Raw genomic sequence first — 20,199 nt, forward strand, 5'->3', positions numbered from 1 at the left:
GGATTAAAATGGCTAAAGGAACTTACGAAGGTAAAAAGACACACGTAAACGTTGGTACTATCGGACACGTAGACCATGGTAAAACAACATTAACATCAGCAATAACAGCAGTATCATCTGCTATGTTCCCAGCAACAGTACAGAAAGTTGCTTATGACTCAGTAGCAAAGGCTTCTGAAAGTCAAGGTAGAAGAGACCCAACAAAAATATTGACAATCGCAACATCACACGTTGAATATGAATCAGACAACAGACACTATGCTCACGTAGACTGTCCAGGTCACGCTGACTACATTAAAAACATGATCACTGGTGCTGCTCAAATGGACGGTGCTATATTGGTAGTATCAGCAGAAGACGGTGTAATGCCACAAACAAAAGAACACGTACTTCTTTCAAGACAAGTAGGTGTAAATTACATCGTAGTATTCTTAAACAAATGTGATAAATTAGATGACCCAGAAATGGCAGACATCACAGTAGAAGAAGTAAAAGACGTATTAAATCACTATGGTTTTGACGGCGATAAAACTCCTATTATTAAAGGTTCTGCTATTAAAGCTATTCAAGCTATTGAAGCAGGTAAAGATCCTAGAACAGATCCAGATTGTAAATGTATATTAGATCTTTTGAATGCTTTAGATACATATATTCCAGATCCAGTACGTGAAGTAGATAAAGACTTCTTAATGTCAATCGAAGACGTATACTCAATTCCTGGAAGAGGTACAGTTGTTACTGGAAGAATTGAAAGAGGTAAAATCAAAAAAGGTGATGAAGTTGAAATCGTTGGTATCAGACCTACTCAAAAAACAACTTGTACTGGCGTAGAAATGTTCAAAAAAGAAGTAGAAGGTATAGCTGGTTATAACGTTGGATGTCTTTTAAGAGGTATTGAACGTAAAGCAGTAGAAAGAGGACAGGTATTAGCTAAACCAGGTACTATCACACCTCATAAAAAATTCGAAGCGGAAGTTTATATCTTGAAAAAAGAAGAAGGTGGAAGACACAGCGGTTTCGTAAGCGGTTACAGACCACAAATGTACTTCAGAACAACAGACGTAACAGGTGTAATCAACTTACAAGAAGGTTCACAAATGATTATGCCAGGTGATAATGCTAACTTAACTATTGAACTTATCACACCAATCGCTATGGAAGAAAAACAAAGATTCGCTATACGTGAAGGTGGTAAAACAGTAGGTAATGGTGTTGTAACAAAAATATTAGAATAATTAAAGTAGAGAAATAAAAGGGTATACCTTTTTTATTAAAGATATACCCTTTAATAAATTAAGAGAAAGCGAGTAATTCAAGCTATGAAAGAACAGAAAATACGAGTTAAACTAAAAGCCTTTGATATTGAGCTTATTGATCAATCAGCTCAGTCTATAGTAGCTAGTGTAAAGAAAACAGGTGCTAGAGTATCAGGACCTATACCATTGCCTGCAAGCATACGTAAGGTAACTGTAATAAGAAGTCCGCATGTAAATATTAAATCAAGAGAACAATTTGAGATGCGTATATATAAGAGATTAATAGATATCTTTGATGTAACTCCTCAAACAACAGAATCTCTTAAAAAATTAGCGCTTCCAGCTGGGGTTGATGTTCAGCTTAAATAAGCGTTTAATTAAATATTAAAGATAAAGCTCTTTACTACGTTTTATCTGTAATAGTTTGAAACAATAGAAAAGTAGTAAGTAAAATCATTATAGAGGATTCGCCGATGGTAGGAATAATTGGCAAAAAATTGGGCATGACAACAGTTTTTGATGAAACTGGTAATGCAATAGCAGTAACAGTAGTAGAAGCTGGTCCATGCACAGTTATGCAGATAAGAGATAATGAGAAAGATGGCTACAGTGCAATTCAATTAGGTTATGGTGCCGTAAAAGAAAAGCATTTGAAAAAGCCACAAATAGGTCAATTTAAAAAAGCAAATTTAGAGCCTAAGAAATATCTAAAAGAGTTCAGAATGGACAATACTAGCTCATATACAGTAGGTCAGGAACTTAAAGCAGATGTATTTCAAGCAGGCGATTTTATAGATGTTAGTTCTTTGAGTAAAGGTCGCGGTTTTGCAGGCGTAATGAAAAGACATAATTACGACGGTGGTCCTATGAGCCATGGTTCTAACTTCAGAAGAAGAGCTGGTTCTATAGGTTGTAACAGTTACCCTGCAAGAGTATGGAAAGGTAAAGGTATGCCTGGACATATGGGTAATGCTTTGACTACTATTCAAAACTTGAAAGTAGTTGAAATAAGACCAGATGATAATTTGATTATGATTAAAGGTGCTATACCTGGTGCAGTTAATAGTATAGTGAAATTAACATCAGCAGCTAAAAAACGCAACAAGAAAAAGAACTCAATGAATTAATTTAGAGTAATAACAGGATGATAAAATGGAAGTAGTAATACTAAATGAAAATGGAGATAGCGTAGGCAATTTAGAGATTGTTGATGAGATATTTAAATCAGAAGTTAACAATAATCTACTTTACGAAGCAATCAAAAATGAATTAGCTAACAGACGTCAGGGAACGCACTCTACTAAAACCAGAGCAGAAGTTTCAGGAGGCGGTAAAAAACCTTGGAGACAAAAAGGTACTGGTAGAGCAAGAGCAGGTTCTACACGTTCGCCAATTTGGGTAGGCGGTGGTAAAACACATACACCTAAACCACGTGATTATAGCTATAGATTGCCAAAGAAAATGAAGCGTAAGGCTCTATTGTCTGTTTTATCTTTAAAATATGGAAGCAATGTTCTTAAAGTTTTTGAGGACTTCACTTTTGATGCTCCTAAAACAAAAAGAATGGCTAGTTTTATAAGTAAGGTTAAAGAACCAAATACAAGAAAAGTGGCATTTGTAGTAGGTAAAGATGAATCTTTAGGTGATAATTACAATAAATTATTATTATCATTAAGAAACATTAAAGATTTAAAGCTTGTAAATGCAGACAGTATGTCTATACATCCTTTATTTTATGCTGATGAGGTATATTTTACTAAAACAGCTTTATCTAAATTAAATGCTAGAATTAAGGGTTAAAAAATATGAGCATGTATTCACTTTTAATTGAGCCTATACTTACAGAAAAAAGTAATATGCTTAGAACTGAGCCTAGAGGAACAGAAAAGCGTTATTATGTATTTAAAGTAAGACAGGACGCTAATAAAACAGAATTAATGAAAGCGGTTGAAAAAATATTCAATGTACATCCGCTAGATTGTAAGATAATAAATGTTAAGCCAAAAAAGAAAAATCGCAGAATGAGCAGACGCGGATACACACGCAGCTATAAAAAAGCGATAATAGTTCTTGACGGCAAAGAATCAATAGATATAGTAAAATAATGAGGGATACCGATGGCTATTAAGAAATTTAAACCGACAACACCAAGTTTACGCTATCGTACAGTAGTAGATTTTTCTGATATTACAACAAATGAGCCTTGTAAATCATTAGTATGCGGAAAAAAACGTATAAGCGGACGTGGTTCAAATGGTCGTATAACTATGCGTCGTCGCGGAGGCGGACATAAAAAACTATTTAGATTTGTAGATTTTAGAAGAGATAAACATGACATAGAAGCTAAAGTGGTTTCTATAGAGTATGATCCTAACAGAACTGCTCGTATAGCTTTACTACACTATACAGATGGCGAAAAAAGATACATAATATGGCCATTGGGACTTAATGTAGGCGATAGAGTAGTAAGCGGTGAAAATGCAAAAGTTAAAATTGGATGCACTTTACCATTGAAAAAAATTCCATTAGGTACTATAATACATAACATTGAAATAACTCCTGGAAAAGGTGGTCAGCTTGTTAGAGCAGCAGGCGGTGGTGCTCAGATAACAGCAAAATCAGGCGGTTATTGTGTAATAAGACTTCGCTCAGGTGAAGAAAGAAGAATACTAGAAAATTGTTATGCTACTATAGGACAAATAGGTAACCTAGATCATTTCAATACTACAGATGGTAAAGCTGGAACTACAAGACATAAAGGCAGAAGACCAAAAGTAAGAGGTGTTGTAATGAACCCAGTAGATCACCCACACGGTGGTGGTGAAGGTAAAAGCGGTCAAGGTAATCCGCACCCAGTTTCTCCAACAGGTGTACCTACTAAGGGTTACAAAACTAGAAAGAAACATAAGTATTCTGATAGATTAATAATCAAAAGAAGAGGGGGTAAAAAATAATGTCTCGCTCTATTAAAAAAGGACCTTTTGTAGATAAGAATCTTTTTAAGAAAATACAAGCTGGAGATAATAAGCACCAAATAAAAACTTACAGCCGTGCTTCAACAATTATTCCAGAAATGATAGGCTTTACTATAAATGTACATAATGGTAAAACATTTGTAGCAGTTTATATACAAGAAAATATGATAGGTCATAAATTAGGCGAATTTGCACCAACAAGAAAATTTATATCTCATGCAGGTGCCGCTAAAGTAGGTAAGAAATAAGGATTTAGACTATGGATTATAAAGTAAAGGTACGTTATTTACGCATTGGCCGCAGGAAAGTATCAAGATTACTTCCTTTTGTTAGAGGAGAGTATGTGAATCATGCTATATCTAATCTTGCAACAATGCCACAGATGTCATCAGTAGTTCTAAGAAAGGCTATTAAAAGCGGAATAGCTAATGCAATATTCCAATCAAGAAATATCAATCCAGATACATTATGGGTAAAAACTGCTTATGTTGACAAAGCACCTACTCTAAAAAGAATACGTGCAGCAAGCAGAGGCAGTGCTGACCCAATATTAAAAAGACTTTCACATATTACTATAATATTAAGTGATGATAAAAAACCTGAAAAGAAAAAATTAAAAGTAAAAAGTGCTAAAGTAGAAGAAGCACCTAAAGCAGCGGAGGTATAAACTATGGGTCAAAAGGTTAGTCCAATAGGTTTAAGACTCGGAATTAACAAAACTTGGTCTAGTAAATGGTTTGAAGATAGCAGAACTTATGCAGACAGCTTGCATGAAGATTTATCTATCAGACGCTATATAATGAATTATTATTATAAAACATTAAAAGAAGAACAAAAGAAAATCGGCGGAAAAAAAGAGTCTTTTGACCCTGCTATATCTGATATACAAATAGTACGTTTCCCAGATAGAATCAATATTTTCATCTCTACTGCAAGAGCAGGTGTTGTAATAGGACCTAAAGGTCAGAGAGTTGAAACTGTAAAAACAGCAGTTCAGAAAATGGTTAAAAAACCAGTACATTTCTCTATTACAGAGATAAGAGATGCAGAGTTAGATGCAACATTAGCAGCACAAAGCGTAGCACGTCAATTAGAAATGCGTGTTGCTTTCAGAAGAGCTATGAAAAGCGTTATAACTCAAGCTATGAAGAAAGGTGCTAAAGGAATAAAAGTTATGTGTTCTGGACGTTTAGCAGGAGCTGATATTGCTAGAACAGAACAATATAAAAATGGTTCAGTACCATTACATACATTAAGAGCTAATATAGATTACGGCACTGCAGAAGCACTTACTACATTCGGTATTATCGGAATAAAAGTGTGGATCTATAAGGGAGAAATTCTTGATAAAAAAGAACATAAGCAAGATGATGCAGGTAAAGTTATCAGTGCCAAAGGAGATAGATAATGTTACAACCATCAAGAATGAAATATCGTAAACATCATAGAGGCAGAATGAAAGGCAAATCAAAAAGAGGAAGTAATCTTACTTTCGGAGATTATGGTTTGATGGCATTAGAACCTGTATGGCTTACAGATAGACAAATTGAGGCTGCACGTATTGCTATATCAAGACATGTTAAACGTGTAGGTAAGATGTGGATAAAAGTATTTCCAGATAAACCTTATACTAAAAAACCAGCTGAAACTAGAATGGGTAAAGGTAAAGGTAACGTTGAATATTGGGTAGCTGTAGTTAAACCTGGAAAAGTAATATTTGAAATATCAGGTGTTCCAGAAGAATTGGCTCAATCAGCTTTTAGATTAGCTGGTTTCAAGCTTCCTATAAAAACTAAGTTCATTAAGAGGGAGGCTATATAATGGCTAAAAATAAAAAAGATTATAAGTCATTGCCTTTAGAAGAGCTTAAAAGTGAACTTCTAAAATTAGAAAAAGAATATCAAGAGCATAGATTTGAAAAAGTAGTAGGCGATGCAAGACAAACACATCAGCTAAAAAAAGCTCGTAAAGATATAGCTAAAGTTAAGACATTTATTCGTCAATATGAACTTGGCATAAAAAAATAGTGAGGTATTACTGTGGAAAGCAAAGCAAAAAAATATAAAAGAGTACTTGAGGGAATTGTAGTTTCTGATAAAATGGATAAAACTATAGTTGTAAAAGTAGAAAGCAAGCAGAAACACCCGCTCTATGGTAAAACTATTAGTAAAAATAAACGCTATAAAGCTCATGACGAAAAAAACGAATGCCATGAAGGCGATTTAGTAAGAGTAATAGAGTGCAGACCTCTTAGTAAAGATAAAAAATTTAGATTGACTAAAATAATTAAGAAAGCAGAACGTCTAGAGAAAGATTCTATAGACAGCGATGTAGAAAGCGTATTAAAACGTGAAAAACATGCTCCAGAAGCAGCAGTTTCTTCACAGGTTGAAGGAGAGTAAGAATTATGATACAAGTACCAAGTACTCTTAATGTAGCCGACAATACTGGCGTGAAAAAGTTAAAATGTATTAAGGTATTAGGCGGAAGCAGACGCAGATATGCTACTTTAGGTGATGTAATTGTTTGCTCTGTAACAGATATAATACCTACTTGCTCTATAGAAAAAGGTAAAGTTGTTAAAGCCGTAATAGTGAGAGTTAAAAAAGAAGTTAGACGTCCAGACGGTTCATATATACGTTTTGATGAGAATGCTGCTGTTATAGTAGATGATAAAAAAGAACCTAGAGGTAAACGTATATTCGGACCAGTAGCACGCGAGCTTAGAGACAGAGGCTTTATGAAGATAGTATCACTTGCACCAGAGGTAATATAATTATGATAAAAAAACAAGATTTAAGTAAGACAAAATATAAAGTAAAAAAAGGCGATACTGTTGAGGTAATAGCTGGAGAGCAAAGCGGCGAACGCGGCGAGGTATTGTCTATAGACAGAAAAAAAGGTAGAGTTGTAGTAAAAAATATCAATATGGTTAAAAAAACTATGCCTAAAACTCAAGAGAATCAAAGAGGCGGTATAGTTGAAAAAGAAGCTTCAATAAATATATCCAATGTAATGGTAGTGGACAAAGGCGGTAAAGCTACTAGAGTTGGAAGAAAAGAAGCAGACGGAAAATTAAAAAGATATTCTAAAAAATCGGGCGATTTTCTTGATAAGTAAGTAGGAGAATAAATTATGTCAGTATTGAAAGATAGGTATGAAAACGAAATTAAACAGTCTCTGCTAAAAGATATGAATTTAAGCTCTACAATGGCTATCCCTAAAATTGAAAAAATTATCATAAATATGGGAGTAACTCAGGCTGTAACAGACAAAAAATATGTTGATTCTGCTGTAGAAGAATTAACTCAAATAGCAGGACAAAGAGCTGTTGTAACAAGAGCTAAAAAATCTATAGCTAACTTCAAATTAAGACAAGGTATGCCTATAGGATGCCGTGTAACTTTAAGAGGCGAGAGAATGTATGACTTCTTAGAGAGATTAATATTCATAGCATTACCAAGGGTAAGAGACTTCCAAGGTATTCCTAGAAGAGGATTTGACGGTAAAGGTAATTACAATTTAGGAATAAAAGAACATACTATATTTCCAGAAATAAGTTTTGATAAAACAGATGCTGTAAAAGGCTTAAATATAACAATAGTAACTACTGCAGATAATGACGATATGGCACGCACTTTATTAGAAAGAGTAGGTTTGCCATTCCGTGCTGCACCTAAAAGTCAGGAGAATAAATAATGGCTAGATTGGCACTTAAAGTTAAAGCTACAAAAAAACAAAAATATAAAACAAGACAATATAACAGATGCCCAATATGTGGTAGACCTCGTGCTTACATAAGACAGTACAAGATGTGCAGAATATGTTTCAGAGATTTAGCTAATAAAGGTTTAATACCGGGCGTAACTAAGTCTAGTTGGTAATTTAAGGAGTTATATAAATGAGCGTACATGATCCAATAGCAGATGCTTTAACTATAATTAGAAACGGATGTAGAGCAAAAAAAGAAGCTGTTACTATACCTTTTTCTACAAAAATGGAAAATATACTTGCAATTTTGAAGAAAGAAGGATATATTAATGACTTCAAAAAAGTAGAAGTAAAAGATAAAAATTTCTTCCGCATAGAAATAGACTTGAAATATTATGAGGGAAGTTCAGTAATAGAGGGCATTCAAAGAGTATCAACTCCTGGTTTGAGAGTTTATACCTCAGTAGACACTATACCTCAAGTAAAAAATGGTTTCGGTATATCTGTAATATCTACAAGCAAAGGCGTTATGACAGATAAAGAAGCTAGAAAAGAAAATGTTGGCGGCGAAGTTTTATGCTACGTTTGGTAATAAATTAAGAGGGTATTAATAATGAGTAGATTAGCAAACAAACCTATAGCGATACCTCAGGGCGTTGAAGTAAAAGTAGACGGACATAAAGTAATCGTAAAAGGTAAAAGAGGGGAGTTGACAAGAGAGTTTTTTGATTATATAATACTTGAACTTGAAAATAATTCTCTTTGGGTTAAACCTCCTAAGATTGAAAGTACTGACGAAAAAGCTATTAAAGAAAATAAAGCTAAATATTCTGCACAATTAGGTTTGGTGTGGAAACTTATTTCTAATATGATAGAAGGTGTAAATACTGGATATAAAAAAGTGCTTCAGTTAGAAGGTACAGGTTACCGTTCTAATGTACAAGGAGATACTATAACTTTACAATTAGGTTTTTCAAGTGATGTTAAAATGAAAATACCTGAAGGTGTTAAAGTAACAGTAGAAAAAGACACAAAGATAGTTATCGAAGGTAATGATAAAGAACAAGTAGGCGAGCTCGCTATGAATATTAAAAAGAGAAGACCTGTTGAACCTTATAAAGGTAAAGGTGTTAGATTTGAAGGCGAGCATGTAAAAATGAAAGAAAGTAAAAAAGCTGCTAAGTAAGGGGTAAGCTATGGGTTTAAGAGAAAAAATTAAAGCTCAACGTGAAAGAAGAAAAAGAAGTATACGTATAAAAATAGAAGGAAGCTCTGAGCGTCCTAGACTTACAGTTTATAAAAGTCTTAAATATGTATCTGCTCAAATAATAGATGATAGTAAAGGTGTTACTTTAGTATCAGCATCTTCTCAGGAAAAAGATTTAAAAAGCGGTAAGAATGTTGATATAGCTAAAGAAATAGGAAAAGTTTTAGCCGCTAGAGCAAAAGAAAAAAATATTAATGAAGTTGTATTCGATAGAAACGGCTATATATATCATGGAAAAATAAAATCCTTGGCTGACGGTGCTCGTGAAGCAGGATTGAAATTTTAAGGAGTATGACCTTGGCACACGATATAAACAACAACGAAGAAAAAAGTATGTACGAAGAACGCCTTATAACTTTAAACAGGGTTGCTAAAGTTATGAAAGGCGGAAGACGTTTTAGATTTGCCGCTTTAATGGTTTTAGGTGATAAGAATGGTCATGTTGGTTTAGGTTATGGTAAAGCAAACGAAGTACCAGATGCTATTAGAAAAGCTATAGAGCAAGCTAAGAAAAACATGATAGAAGTTAACTTAAAAGGTGAAACTATACCGCATAATACAGTAGGCGTATTTAGAAGCAGCAGAATTATTATGAAACCAGCTTCTAAAGGTACTGGAGTAATTTCAGGCGGTCCTGCACGTGCTGTATTAGAATTGGCTGGTGTTAAAAATATTCTTTCTAAGTCTTTAGGTAATAACAATTCAATGAACCTAGCTAAAGCTACTTTTGAAGGTTTGAAATCTTTGAAAACAGTAGAGCATATGGCTAATAAAAGAGGAATTAGTATAGACCAGATTTATGGGAGGGCAGAATAATGGCTAAAGTTGTAATAACATTAGTTAAATCTCCTATAGGCTATGAAAAGTCTCAAAGAGATACTGTTGTAGCTTTAGGTTTTAAAAAGGGTAAAAGAGTTGTAGAACATGAAGCAACTCCTCAAATAAATGGAATGATAAATAAAATATCACATCTTCTTAAAGTAGAGTATAAGTGAGGTTCTTAACAATGGCACAAGAAAATACAAAAATATTAAGAGCTCCTAAAGGTTCAAGTAAAAAACGTCACAGAGTAGGACGTGGTCAAGGTTCTGGTTGGGGCTGTACTGCAGGCAGAGGTGATAAAGGTGCACAGTCTCGTGCTGGATACAGCAGAAGAGCTGGTTTTGAAGGCGGACAAATGCCTTTGCATAGAAGAATCCCTAAAAGCGGATTTACTAATGCAGCTTTCAAAAAATGTGTAAATGTTATCAATGTTGGTGATTTAGATTCTATTGGTAATGAAATAAGCAGAGAAACTTTACTAAAATTAGGTTTCCTTTCATCTAAAAGAGATTACATCAAACTTCTTTCTATGGGTGAAGTTAAAAATGCTGTTACTATTACAGTTGATATGGCTAGCAAAAAAGCTATAGAAAAAATTGAGAAATCTGGCGGTAAAGTTATAATACATGAACGTAAAAAATATATTAGAAAAAAAGAAGATAAAAAATCTTAAGGTAAATAATAATGTTGAAATCATTAGCTAATATATTTAAGGTACAGGAATTAAGAAGCAGAATATTATTCACTGTTATAGCTATTTTAGTTTATAGAATAGGAAGCCATATTCCTACACCTGGTATAGATCCTACAGCCCTTTTAGGCTTTTTATCCTCATCGCAAGGCGGTGCAGGACTTTTGACTATAATGGATTTATTTTCAGGCGGTGCTTTATTTAGATTTTCTATATTGGCACTTGGTATAATGCCTTATATTTCTGCTTCTATTATAATGCAGCTTCTTGGGGTAGTAATACCTGCACTCGAAAGAATGCAAAAAGAAGGTGAAAGCGGTCGTAAAAAGATAAATCAGTATGTTAGATATTTAACACTTGTTCTTTGTATAGTACAATCTGCAGCTATGGCTAGTTGGATACAGAGCATAAATGAAGGTGCTATGATATTTATGAACCCTGGTATAGGATTTATATTATTAGTAGTTGTAACAGCTACTGCTGGTACCATGTTCTTAATGTGGCTAGGTGACCAAATTACAGAACGCGGCCTTGGTAACGGTATATCTGTTATAATTTTTGCTGGTATTGTTGCTCGTATTCCTGCTGGTGTGTATGATGTTATACAGAAAAGAGAAAGTGAATATTTAAACTCTTTAGTTATAGTTCTTTTCTTCATAATTTTCGCAATAGTTATATTCTGTGTAGTTTATGAAGAAAGCGGACAGAGAAGAATACCTGTTCAGTATGCTAAACGTGTGGTTGGAAGAAAAGTATTCGGAGCTCAATCAACTCATATACCTTTCAAAATCAACCCATCTGGAGTTATACCTATAATATTCGCTTCTGCTTTAATGGCAATTCCAGCTCAGATAGCTAGTTTAACTAGAGGTGTTCAATGGAGATGGCTTGATGCTTTACTCAGATTCTTCTCTTATGGAAGCTGGGCATACATTATTCTCTATTGTCTTTTAGTTATAATGTTTGCCTATGTTTATACATCAGTACAGTTTAATCCAGATGATATAGCAGAGAATCTTAAAAAGTCTGGCGGTTTTATACCTGGTTACAGACCTGGTACGCAAACAGCAGAATATCTTAAGACAGTATTAAGCAGAATAACTATAGGCGGTTCAATATTCTTGGCAGCTATAGCAGTATTTCCAGACTTAATGTCTAAGATACCTATATTTGCTCCTTTCAGAGGTACAAATAATTCTCTTGTTTATTTGATGGGCGGAACATCAGTAATGATTAGTGTAAGTGTTGCCGTTGAGTTATTAAAGCAAATAGAATCCTATTTACAAATGCATAACTATGATGGCATATTGAAGAAATCTAAGGTTAGAAGGTAAACAATATGGCTGATAGAGAAACTATAGAAGTAGAGGGTACAGTTGTAGAGCCTCTTCCAAACGCTACTTTTAGAGTAGAGCTAGAGAATGGTCATAAGATATTGGCTCATATATCAGGCAAGATGCGTATGAATTTTATCCGCATACTTCCAGGTGATAAAGTAACTATAGAAATGTCTCCCTATGATTTAACAAAGGGCAGAATAATTTATCGTTATAAGTAATAAATTAATTGGAGATTAGTTACAATGAAAGTAAAAAGTTCTATAAAAAAACGCTGTAATGACTGTCAGATAGTTAAAAGAAAAGGCGTAGTTAGAGTTATATGTAAGAAAAACCCAAGACATAAACAAAAACAGAAGTAATTAATTTAAGGAGATAATTAATATGGCACGCTTAATGGGTGTTGAAATTAGAAACAATAAAAGAATAGAAATAGCCCTTACTGATATATACGGTATAGGTCGCACTCTTGCTCATGTTATTTGTGATAAAGCTAATATAGATTATTCTATTAAAGCTAAAGATTTAACAGATGCACAAATTACAGCTTTAAGAGATGCTATAGAAGCCACTACTAAAGTAGAAGGTGATTTACGTACAGAGCTTTACAATAATATAAAGCGTTTAAAAGATATTCACTCATATCGTGGAATGCGTCATATTAAAAGGCTTCCAGTACATGGTCAGCGTACACGTACTAATTCGCGTAATGCTAGAGGCGGCGGAGCTAGAAAAGCTATTGCTGGTAAGAAAAAAGCACCAGGTAAAAAATAATTAATGGGGGAGAATAGTGGCTACTCAAAAAGGTAAAAAAACTCTAAAAGATAAAAAAATTAAAAAAGATAGAAAAGTTGAAGCTTTTGGTATAGTACATATAAAAGCTAGCTTTAATAATACAATAGTTACTATAACAGATAGAAATGGAGACACTCTATCTTGGGCTAGTGCAGGTTTAGACGGAGATTATAAAAGCAGTAAAAAATCTACTCCTTTCGCTGCACAGGTTGCTAGTGAAAAAGCATCTAAAAAAGCTTATGAAATGGGTGTTAGAGAAGTAGAAGTTTATGTAAAAGGTCCTGGAATGGGAAGAGAAAGCTCTATCAGAGCCGTTGAAGCTTCAGGTCTTAAAGTTAAACTTATTAAGGACGTTACTCCAATGCCTCATAACGGCTGCCGTCCTAGAAAAAGAAGAAGAATATAATATTTGTATTTAAGTTGTATTAAATAGGAGATAAATAATATGGCAAGATATAGAGATGCTAGTTGTAGATTATGTCGCCGTGAAAAAATGAAACTTATGTTGAAAGGCGAAAGATGTCTTACTGCTAAATGTGCTATAACAAAAAAGAGAGAAGTACCAGGTCCTGTTAACCGTAAAATGAAACAGTTGTCAGAATATGGTATTCAGATGAGAGAAAAACAAAAAGTTAAACGTATTTACGGCGTTTTAGAAAAACAATTTAGAAATTATTATCATGAAGCTATACGTGTGGCTGGTGTATCTGGTGAAAACTTACTTAGATTATTAGAATTACGTTTAGATAATGTTGTTTACAGACTTGGTTTTGCTAAAAGCAGAAATCAGGCTAGACAATTCGTAGCTCATGGTTTTATATCAGTTAATGGTAAAAAAATGTCAATTCCTTCATACAGTACAAAAGTTGGAGATAAAATTTCTTTTACTGAAAACGGTAATGCTGTAGGTGAAGTTAAAACTATAGCAGAAGGTTTAAAAAGTGAATATGTTCCAGCATGGTTAAGTTTAGATCTTTCTTCTAAAACAGGAGAAATAGTTACTTTGCCTATAAGAGATCATATAGAGTATCCTATCAATGAACAGCTCATCATTGAGTACTATTCTAAGTAATGGAACTCTTTTATAAGGGGTATTATAAGAATGGCATTAAAAGAAATATTAGAATCTATTAAACATCCTCATAGGGTTACTTTTGAGAAGAAAGATTTAACTCCTACTTACGGCAAATTTATTGCTCAGCCTTTTGAAAGAGGATATGCGGTTACTGTTGGTAATGCTTTAAGAAGAGTATTATTATCTTCTATACCTGGTTATGCTATCACTGCTATAAAAATAGATGGTGTAAGCAATGAATTTGAGAATGTACCCGGCATGAAAGAAGACACTATAGTGATGATTATGCATCTTAAAAATGTTGTAGTTTCGCTTCCAGATCGTTTGGAAACAAAAACTATTCATATGAAAAAAGATGGCCCTTGTACTATTACTGCTGCAGATTTGGTGGCTAATGACAATGAGGCTCAGGTTCATAATCCTGATTACTATATTGCTACTATTGCAGAAGGTTATACCTTTGAAATGGATATTCAGATTGAAGGCGGATACAGTTATGTACCTGCTGATGATGAATTGAGAGAAGATATTAATGCTATAGTTATCGATGCTATATACTCGCCTATTGTCAGCGTTAAATATAATGTTGACCCTATAAGAGTAGGTCAGCGTATAGATTACGGAAAACTTACTCTTGAAATAGAAACTAAAGGTAATATAGCTCCAGAAAAAGCTCTTTCACAAGCTGCTAAAATCTTAAGAGATAATTTAAAACATTTTATGGATCCTGAAGAGGCTAATGGTGATGATGAAAAAATAGAAGAAACCCCTAAAGATTCTGTTCTTGATTCTCTTAAGGGAAAACATATTGAAGAAGTGGAATTCTCTGTTAGAACAGCTAATTTCTTGATGTCTTCCGATCTTAAAACTTTGGATAAGGTTGCTGTAAAAAGTGAATCTGATTTGTTAAGACTTATGGGTTCTAATGAAATGATCATTGAAGAAATTAAAGAAAAACTTGCAGAGTATGGTGCTCATCTTGGTATGAGAGGTTAATATAAAAGGTAATAAACTTTTAAGGATAGTAAAATGAGACATAGAGTTACAGTAAAAAAATTTAATAGAACAAGTGCACATAAAAAAGCTATGCTTTCTAACATGCTTACTTCTCTATTGAAATATGAAAAAATAGAAACTACTAAAGAAAAAGGCAGAGCTATAAAACAATTGGCTGATAAAATTATATATAAAGCTAAAGTTGATAATGTTCACAATAGAAGAATGGCTGCTAAGTATGTTAAAGATGAGACTATACTTACTAAACTTTTTAAAGATATAGCTCCTAGATATGCTGATAAAAACGGCGGTTATGTAAGAAAAATTTTGTCATATAAAAGATTCGGTGATGCTGCAGATATGTGTGTAGTTATGCTTTGTGAATCTGATAGCTCTTCTGTTAAAACTGAAAATAAATAATTAAATAAAAATAAACAAATCGGTTTATAAATCTTAATATAAGCAAATTTTATATAAATAATATCTATAGTTTTGTTATAGCGAATACTCGCTATAACTTTACGTAGATGTTGTTTATGGAGGAATTATTATGCCTTTCCAAAAAAAACGTGTAAAAGTATCTAATGAAAATGAAGAAATGGAAACTCCTGTTTCACAGCCTAAAAAAGTTGTTAGAAAAAAAGTGGTTAAACAAGTTGAAACTGCACAAGATAATAATGATACAGTTTCAAAAGATGAACAAGATATTAATATTAATGAAAATTATAATAATGATATAAGTAATGAAAAAGTGAATAAACCTGTTGAGGATATTCACATTAGTAAATTAAGCTGTTTAACTTTTGAGGAACTTTTAGAATTTGCTGAAGGCTATGGTATAAAAAAGGATACTTCTAATAATATCAGACGTCAAGAACTTATGCAGGCTATAGTTAGAGCTCAGCATGCTATGGAAGGTAAAATAATTGCTGAGGGTACTTTAGAAACTTTGCAAGACGGTTTTGGTTTTTTAAGGTCTCAAAATAGTAATTATTTGGTTGGTCCAGACGATATATATATTTCGCCTGCTCAAATTAGACTTTTCGGTCTTAGAACTGGAGATATTATTACAGGTGAGGTAAGACCGCCTAAAGATAATGCTGGAGAGAAATTTTTTGCTTTGCTTAAAATTTTAACTGTTAATGGGGAAGAACCTAATAATCTTTATAAAAGACCGCATTTTGATAAATTAACTCCGATTTTTCCTAATGAACGCATAGACTTGGAGTTTGCACCAAATAAAATATCTACACGTATTATTAATCTTGTTTCTCCTATAGGTAAAGGTCAAAGAGGTTTAATCGTAGCACCTCCTAAAGCTGGTAAAACTATGATGCTTCAGGAAATCGCTAATGCTATATGCAGAAATTATCCAGACATCAAACTTTTTATACTTCTTATAGATGAACGTCCTGAAGAAGTTACCGATATGAAAAGACAAGTTCCAGAGGCTGAGGTTATTGCTTCTACATTTGATGAAACCCCAGATAAACATTGTCAAGTTTCTGAAATGGTGCTTGAGAAAGCTAAACGTTTGGTAGAAAATAAACATGATGTTGTTATAATACTTGACTCTATTACAAGACTTTCAAGGGCTTATAACTTAGTTGTACCTGCAAGCGGTAAGGTTTTAACAGGAGGTGTTGACTCTAATGCTCTTCATAAACCAAAAAGATTCTTTGGTGCTGCTAGAAATATCGAAGAGGGAGGATCCCTTACTATAATCGCTTCTGCTTTGGTGGATACTGGAAGTAAAATGGACGATTATATATACGAAGAGTTCAAAGGTACTGGTAATATGGAGCTTCATTTGGATAGAAAACTTGCAAATAGAAGACTGTTCCCTGCTATTGATATTGATTCTTCTTCTACTAGAAGAGAGGATTTACTTCTTACTGAAGAAGAGAAAAATAAGATGTGGGCTTTAAGAAAATATATGCAGTCTCAGGGTATAGATGAGGATCAGTTAATAGAAACTGTTATTGATAAAATGAATTCAACTAAAGATAATGCTGAGTTTTTAAAATTATTAAATTCATAATATTATTATTTTAGGATTCATTATATGTCAAAAAAATCTGAAGAAGAAGATAGAAAACTGTTTTTATTTTTTTTAGAACATGGATATTTTCCTGATGATTTTGATTATAAAAAAAATAATGAATACATAAAAAAAGAAAATATATATAAAAAAAATAAAGAAATTTATAAAAATAATAATAAAGAATTAGAAGAAAATAATTTTTTAAAAGAAGAATTAGCTTATACAAAAGAAGATGAAGAAATGTTTTTAAGTGCAATTGAGAATCTCGATTGCACTAATCATTCTAAAAAATCTATTTATGAAAGAAAGATTAATACCAAATTCAAACCTAATATAAAAAATGCCGTTCCAAAAGACAGACTAGATTTACATGGACTTACTAGCGACAGAGCTTTGATAGAAGTCAAGCATTTTATTTATGAATGTAAGAAAAATAAGATAAGCCCTATTCTTATAATACATGGAAAAGGTTTCGGAAGTGAAAATAGGATACCAGTATTAAAAAATTTAGTTGAGTATTATTTAGCAACAGAAGGAAAGAATCATATAAAATATTTTTCTGATGCTCCAATAAATCTTGGAGGAAGCGGTGCTAAGATAATTTATTTGGATATATAGATTTTAAATAATTATGAGTTTATGATATCTTAAATTTTTTAAAAATAAAGTTATATTTTACTCTTAATATATAGAGTTACTGCCAGCAATCATAATAAAATTAGTTTAGAAACAATTATATTGAAAAATATTAAAACCAAAAACTATTTATGCAATACTTTATACAAGAAATCTTTGACTCTTTCATGTTTAGGATTAGAGAAAAACTCATTAGGCTCTTCATCTTCTAGTATTTTTCCGTCATTCATAAAAAGTATTCTAGTAGCAACATTTTTGGCAAATCCCATTTCATGAGTAACTATAAGCATAGTCATACCTTCTCTTGCAAGCTCAACCATAACGTCCAAAACTTCTTTAATCATTTCTGGGTCTAATGCTGATGTAGGTTCATCAAAAAGCATAATGTCTGGCTCCATTGCTAATGCTCTTGCTATAGCTATTCTTTGTTTTTGTCCGCCAGAAAGTTTATTAGGATAAACATCTTTTTTATCTACTAATCCTACCTTTTTTAATAATTCAATAGCTTTTTTTTCGGCATTCTCTTTTGAAATCTTTTTTACTTTCATAGGAGCTAAAGTAATATTGCTCATAACTGTTTTATGAGGAAACAAATTAAAATGCTGAAATACCATTCCTAATTCCTGACGCATAAGGTTAATATCAGTATCTTTGTCCATAATATTTTTGCCGTTTATAACAATGTCGCCTTCTGAAGGCTCTTCAAGACGATTAATGCATCTTAAGAATGTTGATTTACCGCTTCCAGAAGGTCCTATTATGGCAATGATTTCCCCTTTTTTAACATCTACATCTATACCTTTAAGAACTTCCAGTTTACCGAATTTTTTATGTAAATTTCTTATCTTAATCACTTTCTCTTAAACCCTCCTCAACTTTTCTCATAAACATAGCAAATATTGAAGTTAGTATAAAATATATTATTCCTACAGCAATTAAAGGTTCAACTCCTCTATAGGTTTGGCTTGTAATAATATTGGCAGATCTAAGAAGGTCAACTCCTCCTATAAATCCTACAACAGAAGTTTCTTTAAGAAGTGCTATAAACTCGCTTACAAGTGGAGGAAGTATTTTTTTGATGGCCTGAGGTATTATAATTTCTTTCATAGAAAGCGAATAATTCATACCTAAAGCTCTCGCTGCTTCCATCTGTCCTTTATCCAAACTCTGTATACCAGCTCTTATAATCTCAGCAACATAAGCTCCAGAATTAATACCGAAAGCAATGGCCGCTATAATAAGTATAGGAGTATCTCTTAAACTATCAACAAATACCACATTAGCCCATATCATAAGCTGTACAACAACTGGTGTTCCTCTTAAAATATTAACGTATAAAAATGCTATTTTTGAGAGAGGATTAAACTTGCTTAATTTTTTTGAGTTTTTGAATGGATAAAATTCTGAAAGCTGAAGCAAAGCTATAAAAATACCTAATATAATACCTATAACAGTAGCAAGGGCAGTTGTTCCTACAGAAAATATTAATCCCTTTAGAATATAGATATATCTGCCATTGGATATGAATATTACTTTAAGAAGTTCCAAATATTCAAGCATATATGTAAACCTTTATAGAAAATATATCTTCTCTTTAAGTTTTTCAGGTATGTATATTTTATTTATATTATTAAAATTAATTAAAAAATAAAGAGAAGACATATTACTTTTAATTATAATTAATTTTCAAAATACTTACTTAGTAAAGTTTCATAAGTTCCATTTTCATTAATAGTTTTTAGAGCATCATTTACTTTAGTAAGAAGTTCCGTATCATCTTTTCTCATAGCTATAGAATACTCTTCAGTAGCAGAATCAGTTTCTATTAATTTTAATTCTTTATTTTGAGCAACATAATTTTTAGCAGGTTCATAATCTAAAACTACAGCATCAACTTTTTGTGATTTTAAAGCCAATATGGTTTCAGAAGTAGCATTGAATTTTTGAACTTCTACATTAGTCATTTCACTAACCAAAATATCTCCAGTATATCCTAATACAACACCAACTTTTTTTCCTGCAAAATTATCAAAAGTTGTTATATCAGTATTATTTGAAAGTACAACTATAGACTGTTTAGAATTATAATAAGGTTCAGAGAAATTAACAAACTGTTTTCTTTCTTCTGTTGCAGTCATACCAGCTATTATAAGATCTATTTTTTTAGCTTCTAAAGCTGGAAGAAGTCCGTCAAACTGCATATCTACAACTTCAATTTCAGCTCCTATTAATTTAGCAATTTCATTTATCAAATCTATATCAAAACCAACAATATTATCACCTTCTCTGTATTCAAAAGGTTCAAATTCGGCATTTGTACCTACATAGAGTTTATTTTTGTCTTCTTTTTTCTGACAGCCTATAAATACGGTTAGAATAATAGATAAGGCTATAATTATTTTAAAAATATTATTTTTAAGCATAAAGTTCTCCTGTATTATTATAATTTTAATTAATTTTTTACATTAAAAATACTACATGTAAAATTTTTTTATTGCAAATAATTTTATATAAATAATAGAAAAAAGTCAAGGTGAAAATAAAAATACTGATTACAAAATGTATTATTAACTGTTTAAGAGTATATAAATAAA

General features: G+C 32.4%; 35 protein-coding genes. 32 read left to right on the plus strand and 3 right to left on the minus strand.

Annotated features, from left to right (window positions below):
* The first annotated feature begins 8 nt into the window (after positions 1 to 8).
* The 32 genes from tuf to F811_RS0107435 all read left to right on the plus strand — a co-directional run bounded on the left by tuf (position 9) and on the right by F811_RS0107435 (position 17,587).
* Complete coding sequence (gene tuf / locus F811_RS0107280) at positions 9 to 1,235, plus strand: elongation factor Tu (protein WP_020004610.1); 1,227 nt, start codon at positions 9 to 11, stop codon at positions 1,233 to 1,235.
* Positions 1,236 to 1,319: 84 nt separating this feature from the next.
* Complete coding sequence (gene rpsJ / locus F811_RS0107285; RefSeq protein WP_020004611.1) at positions 1,320 to 1,625, plus strand: 30S ribosomal protein S10; 306 nt, start codon at positions 1,320 to 1,322, stop codon at positions 1,623 to 1,625.
* A gap of 104 nt (positions 1,626 to 1,729) precedes the next feature.
* Positions 1,730 to 2,383 carry a 50S ribosomal protein L3 gene (gene rplC, locus F811_RS0107290; protein ID WP_013114302.1) on the plus strand — a complete coding sequence of 218 codons (654 nt, stop codon included), beginning with the start codon at positions 1,730 to 1,732 and terminating at the stop codon, positions 2,381 to 2,383.
* A gap of 25 nt (positions 2,384 to 2,408) precedes the next feature.
* On the plus strand, positions 2,409 to 3,056 hold the full coding sequence (gene rplD, locus F811_RS0107295; RefSeq protein ID WP_012671620.1) for a 50S ribosomal protein L4: 648 nt from the start codon (positions 2,409 to 2,411) through the stop codon (positions 3,054 to 3,056).
* Positions 3,057 to 3,067: 11 nt separating this feature from the next.
* Entirely contained in the window at positions 3,068 to 3,361 is a 294-nt protein-coding gene (gene rplW / locus F811_RS0107300) for a 50S ribosomal protein L23 (RefSeq protein ID WP_187287622.1), read from the plus strand.
* A 12-nt stretch (positions 3,362 to 3,373) separates the two neighbouring features.
* Entirely contained in the window at positions 3,374 to 4,210 is an 837-nt protein-coding gene (gene rplB / locus F811_RS0107305) for a 50S ribosomal protein L2 (RefSeq protein WP_013114304.1), read from the plus strand.
* The gene (gene rpsS, locus F811_RS0107310; RefSeq protein ID WP_008723378.1) at positions 4,210 to 4,479 is read left to right on the plus strand and encodes a 30S ribosomal protein S19; all 270 of its coding nucleotides are present in this window, start codon (positions 4,210 to 4,212) and stop codon (positions 4,477 to 4,479) included. Before rplB ends, rpsS begins: the two co-directional genes overlap by 1 nt.
* A gap of 11 nt (positions 4,480 to 4,490) precedes the next feature.
* Positions 4,491 to 4,898, plus strand: coding sequence for a 50S ribosomal protein L22 (rplV, locus tag F811_RS0107315; protein ID WP_020004612.1), 408 nt, complete (start codon positions 4,491 to 4,493; stop codon positions 4,896 to 4,898).
* Between the two features lie 3 nt (positions 4,899 to 4,901).
* The gene (gene rpsC, locus F811_RS0107320) at positions 4,902 to 5,639 is read left to right on the plus strand and encodes a 30S ribosomal protein S3 (RefSeq protein WP_020004613.1); all 738 of its coding nucleotides are present in this window, start codon (positions 4,902 to 4,904) and stop codon (positions 5,637 to 5,639) included.
* A complete protein-coding gene (rplP, locus tag F811_RS0107325; RefSeq protein WP_008723384.1) occupies positions 5,639 to 6,052 on the plus strand; it encodes a 50S ribosomal protein L16 in 414 nt (137 codons plus the stop codon). Before rpsC ends, rplP begins: the two co-directional genes overlap by 1 nt.
* Positions 6,052 to 6,258 carry a 50S ribosomal protein L29 gene (rpmC, locus tag F811_RS0107330; RefSeq protein ID WP_013114307.1) on the plus strand — a complete coding sequence of 69 codons (207 nt, stop codon included), beginning with the start codon at positions 6,052 to 6,054 and terminating at the stop codon, positions 6,256 to 6,258. The genes rplP and rpmC overlap by 1 nt, the downstream gene beginning before the upstream one ends.
* A gap of 12 nt (positions 6,259 to 6,270) precedes the next feature.
* Positions 6,271 to 6,633, plus strand: coding sequence for a 30S ribosomal protein S17 (rpsQ, locus tag F811_RS16980; RefSeq protein ID WP_020004614.1), 363 nt, complete (start codon positions 6,271 to 6,273; stop codon positions 6,631 to 6,633).
* A gap of 5 nt (positions 6,634 to 6,638) precedes the next feature.
* Positions 6,639 to 7,007 (plus strand): 50S ribosomal protein L14, encoded by a 369-nt coding sequence (gene rplN, locus F811_RS0107340; RefSeq protein ID WP_013114308.1) that lies wholly within the window; start codon positions 6,639 to 6,641, stop codon positions 7,005 to 7,007.
* A gap of 2 nt (positions 7,008 to 7,009) precedes the next feature.
* On the plus strand, positions 7,010 to 7,351 hold the full coding sequence (gene rplX, locus F811_RS0107345) for a 50S ribosomal protein L24 (protein ID WP_020004615.1): 342 nt from the start codon (positions 7,010 to 7,012) through the stop codon (positions 7,349 to 7,351).
* A 15-nt stretch (positions 7,352 to 7,366) separates the two neighbouring features.
* A complete protein-coding gene (gene rplE, locus F811_RS0107350; RefSeq protein WP_013114310.1) occupies positions 7,367 to 7,930 on the plus strand; it encodes a 50S ribosomal protein L5 in 564 nt (187 codons plus the stop codon).
* The gene (locus F811_RS0107355; protein ID WP_008723403.1) at positions 7,930 to 8,115 is read left to right on the plus strand and encodes a type Z 30S ribosomal protein S14; all 186 of its coding nucleotides are present in this window, start codon (positions 7,930 to 7,932) and stop codon (positions 8,113 to 8,115) included. Before rplE ends, F811_RS0107355 begins: the two co-directional genes overlap by 1 nt.
* A gap of 17 nt (positions 8,116 to 8,132) precedes the next feature.
* On the plus strand, positions 8,133 to 8,534 hold the full coding sequence (gene rpsH / locus F811_RS0107360) for a 30S ribosomal protein S8 (protein WP_013114311.1): 402 nt from the start codon (positions 8,133 to 8,135) through the stop codon (positions 8,532 to 8,534).
* A 21-nt stretch (positions 8,535 to 8,555) separates the two neighbouring features.
* Positions 8,556 to 9,128 carry a 50S ribosomal protein L6 gene (gene rplF / locus F811_RS0107365; RefSeq protein ID WP_020004616.1) on the plus strand — a complete coding sequence of 191 codons (573 nt, stop codon included), beginning with the start codon at positions 8,556 to 8,558 and terminating at the stop codon, positions 9,126 to 9,128.
* A gap of 10 nt (positions 9,129 to 9,138) precedes the next feature.
* Positions 9,139 to 9,495 carry a 50S ribosomal protein L18 gene (gene rplR, locus F811_RS0107370; protein WP_020004617.1) on the plus strand — a complete coding sequence of 119 codons (357 nt, stop codon included), beginning with the start codon at positions 9,139 to 9,141 and terminating at the stop codon, positions 9,493 to 9,495.
* A gap of 11 nt (positions 9,496 to 9,506) precedes the next feature.
* Positions 9,507 to 10,025 (plus strand): 30S ribosomal protein S5, encoded by a 519-nt coding sequence (rpsE, locus tag F811_RS0107375; protein ID WP_013114314.1) that lies wholly within the window; start codon positions 9,507 to 9,509, stop codon positions 10,023 to 10,025.
* Positions 10,025 to 10,204: a 50S ribosomal protein L30 gene (rpmD, locus tag F811_RS0107380; RefSeq protein WP_008723411.1), complete on the plus strand. Its 180-nt coding sequence runs from the start codon at positions 10,025 to 10,027 to the stop codon at positions 10,202 to 10,204. Before rpsE ends, rpmD begins: the two co-directional genes overlap by 1 nt.
* Before the next feature lie 11 nt (positions 10,205 to 10,215).
* The gene (gene rplO, locus F811_RS0107385) at positions 10,216 to 10,704 is read left to right on the plus strand and encodes a 50S ribosomal protein L15 (protein WP_020004618.1); all 489 of its coding nucleotides are present in this window, start codon (positions 10,216 to 10,218) and stop codon (positions 10,702 to 10,704) included.
* Positions 10,705 to 10,715: 11 nt separating this feature from the next.
* Positions 10,716 to 12,056, plus strand: coding sequence for a preprotein translocase subunit SecY (secY, locus tag F811_RS0107390; RefSeq protein WP_020004619.1), 1,341 nt, complete (start codon positions 10,716 to 10,718; stop codon positions 12,054 to 12,056).
* 5 nt (positions 12,057 to 12,061) lie between these two features.
* A complete protein-coding gene (infA, locus tag F811_RS0107395; RefSeq protein WP_008727096.1) occupies positions 12,062 to 12,280 on the plus strand; it encodes a translation initiation factor IF-1 in 219 nt (72 codons plus the stop codon).
* A 24-nt stretch (positions 12,281 to 12,304) separates the two neighbouring features.
* Complete coding sequence (gene rpmJ / locus F811_RS0107400; protein WP_008723415.1) at positions 12,305 to 12,421, plus strand: 50S ribosomal protein L36; 117 nt, start codon at positions 12,305 to 12,307, stop codon at positions 12,419 to 12,421.
* Positions 12,422 to 12,443: 22 nt separating this feature from the next.
* A complete protein-coding gene (gene rpsM / locus F811_RS0107405) occupies positions 12,444 to 12,833 on the plus strand; it encodes a 30S ribosomal protein S13 (protein ID WP_008723417.1) in 390 nt (129 codons plus the stop codon).
* 16 nt (positions 12,834 to 12,849) lie between these two features.
* Positions 12,850 to 13,260: a 30S ribosomal protein S11 gene (rpsK, locus tag F811_RS0107410; protein ID WP_008723418.1), complete on the plus strand. Its 411-nt coding sequence runs from the start codon at positions 12,850 to 12,852 to the stop codon at positions 13,258 to 13,260.
* Positions 13,261 to 13,299: 39 nt separating this feature from the next.
* Positions 13,300 to 13,926 carry a 30S ribosomal protein S4 gene (gene rpsD, locus F811_RS0107415; protein WP_020004620.1) on the plus strand — a complete coding sequence of 209 codons (627 nt, stop codon included), beginning with the start codon at positions 13,300 to 13,302 and terminating at the stop codon, positions 13,924 to 13,926.
* 30 nt (positions 13,927 to 13,956) lie between these two features.
* Positions 13,957 to 14,925 carry a DNA-directed RNA polymerase subunit alpha gene (locus F811_RS0107420; RefSeq protein ID WP_020004621.1) on the plus strand — a complete coding sequence of 323 codons (969 nt, stop codon included), beginning with the start codon at positions 13,957 to 13,959 and terminating at the stop codon, positions 14,923 to 14,925.
* A 33-nt stretch (positions 14,926 to 14,958) separates the two neighbouring features.
* Positions 14,959 to 15,345, plus strand: coding sequence for a 50S ribosomal protein L17 (gene rplQ / locus F811_RS0107425; RefSeq protein ID WP_020004622.1), 387 nt, complete (start codon positions 14,959 to 14,961; stop codon positions 15,343 to 15,345).
* A 130-nt stretch (positions 15,346 to 15,475) separates the two neighbouring features.
* A complete protein-coding gene (gene rho, locus F811_RS0107430) occupies positions 15,476 to 16,966 on the plus strand; it encodes a transcription termination factor Rho (RefSeq protein ID WP_020004623.1) in 1,491 nt (496 codons plus the stop codon).
* A 24-nt stretch (positions 16,967 to 16,990) separates the two neighbouring features.
* A complete protein-coding gene (locus F811_RS0107435; RefSeq protein WP_020004624.1) occupies positions 16,991 to 17,587 on the plus strand; it encodes a Smr/MutS family protein in 597 nt (198 codons plus the stop codon).
* Positions 17,588 to 17,730: 143 nt separating this feature from the next.
* Here the strand turns inward: F811_RS0107435 and F811_RS0107440 are convergent, their stop codons facing one another.
* The 3 genes from F811_RS0107440 to F811_RS0107450 form a co-directional block, all read right to left on the minus strand.
* Positions 17,731 to 18,459, minus strand: a complete 729-nt coding sequence (locus F811_RS0107440) for an amino acid ABC transporter ATP-binding protein (RefSeq protein ID WP_020004625.1) — start codon at positions 18,457 to 18,459, stop codon at positions 17,731 to 17,733.
* Positions 18,452 to 19,165, minus strand: coding sequence for an amino acid ABC transporter permease (locus tag F811_RS0107445; RefSeq protein ID WP_020004626.1), 714 nt, complete (start codon positions 19,163 to 19,165; stop codon positions 18,452 to 18,454). Before F811_RS0107445 ends, F811_RS0107440 begins: the two co-directional genes overlap by 8 nt.
* A gap of 119 nt (positions 19,166 to 19,284) precedes the next feature.
* Complete coding sequence (locus F811_RS0107450; protein ID WP_020004627.1) at positions 19,285 to 20,028, minus strand: basic amino acid ABC transporter substrate-binding protein; 744 nt, start codon at positions 20,026 to 20,028, stop codon at positions 19,285 to 19,287.
* Between the last annotated feature and the right edge of the window lie 171 nt (positions 20,029 to 20,199).

Source organism: Brachyspira innocens ATCC 29796 (genome assembly GCF_000384655.1).
Classification (GTDB): domain Bacteria; phylum Spirochaetota; class Brachyspiria; order Brachyspirales; family Brachyspiraceae; genus Brachyspira; species Brachyspira innocens.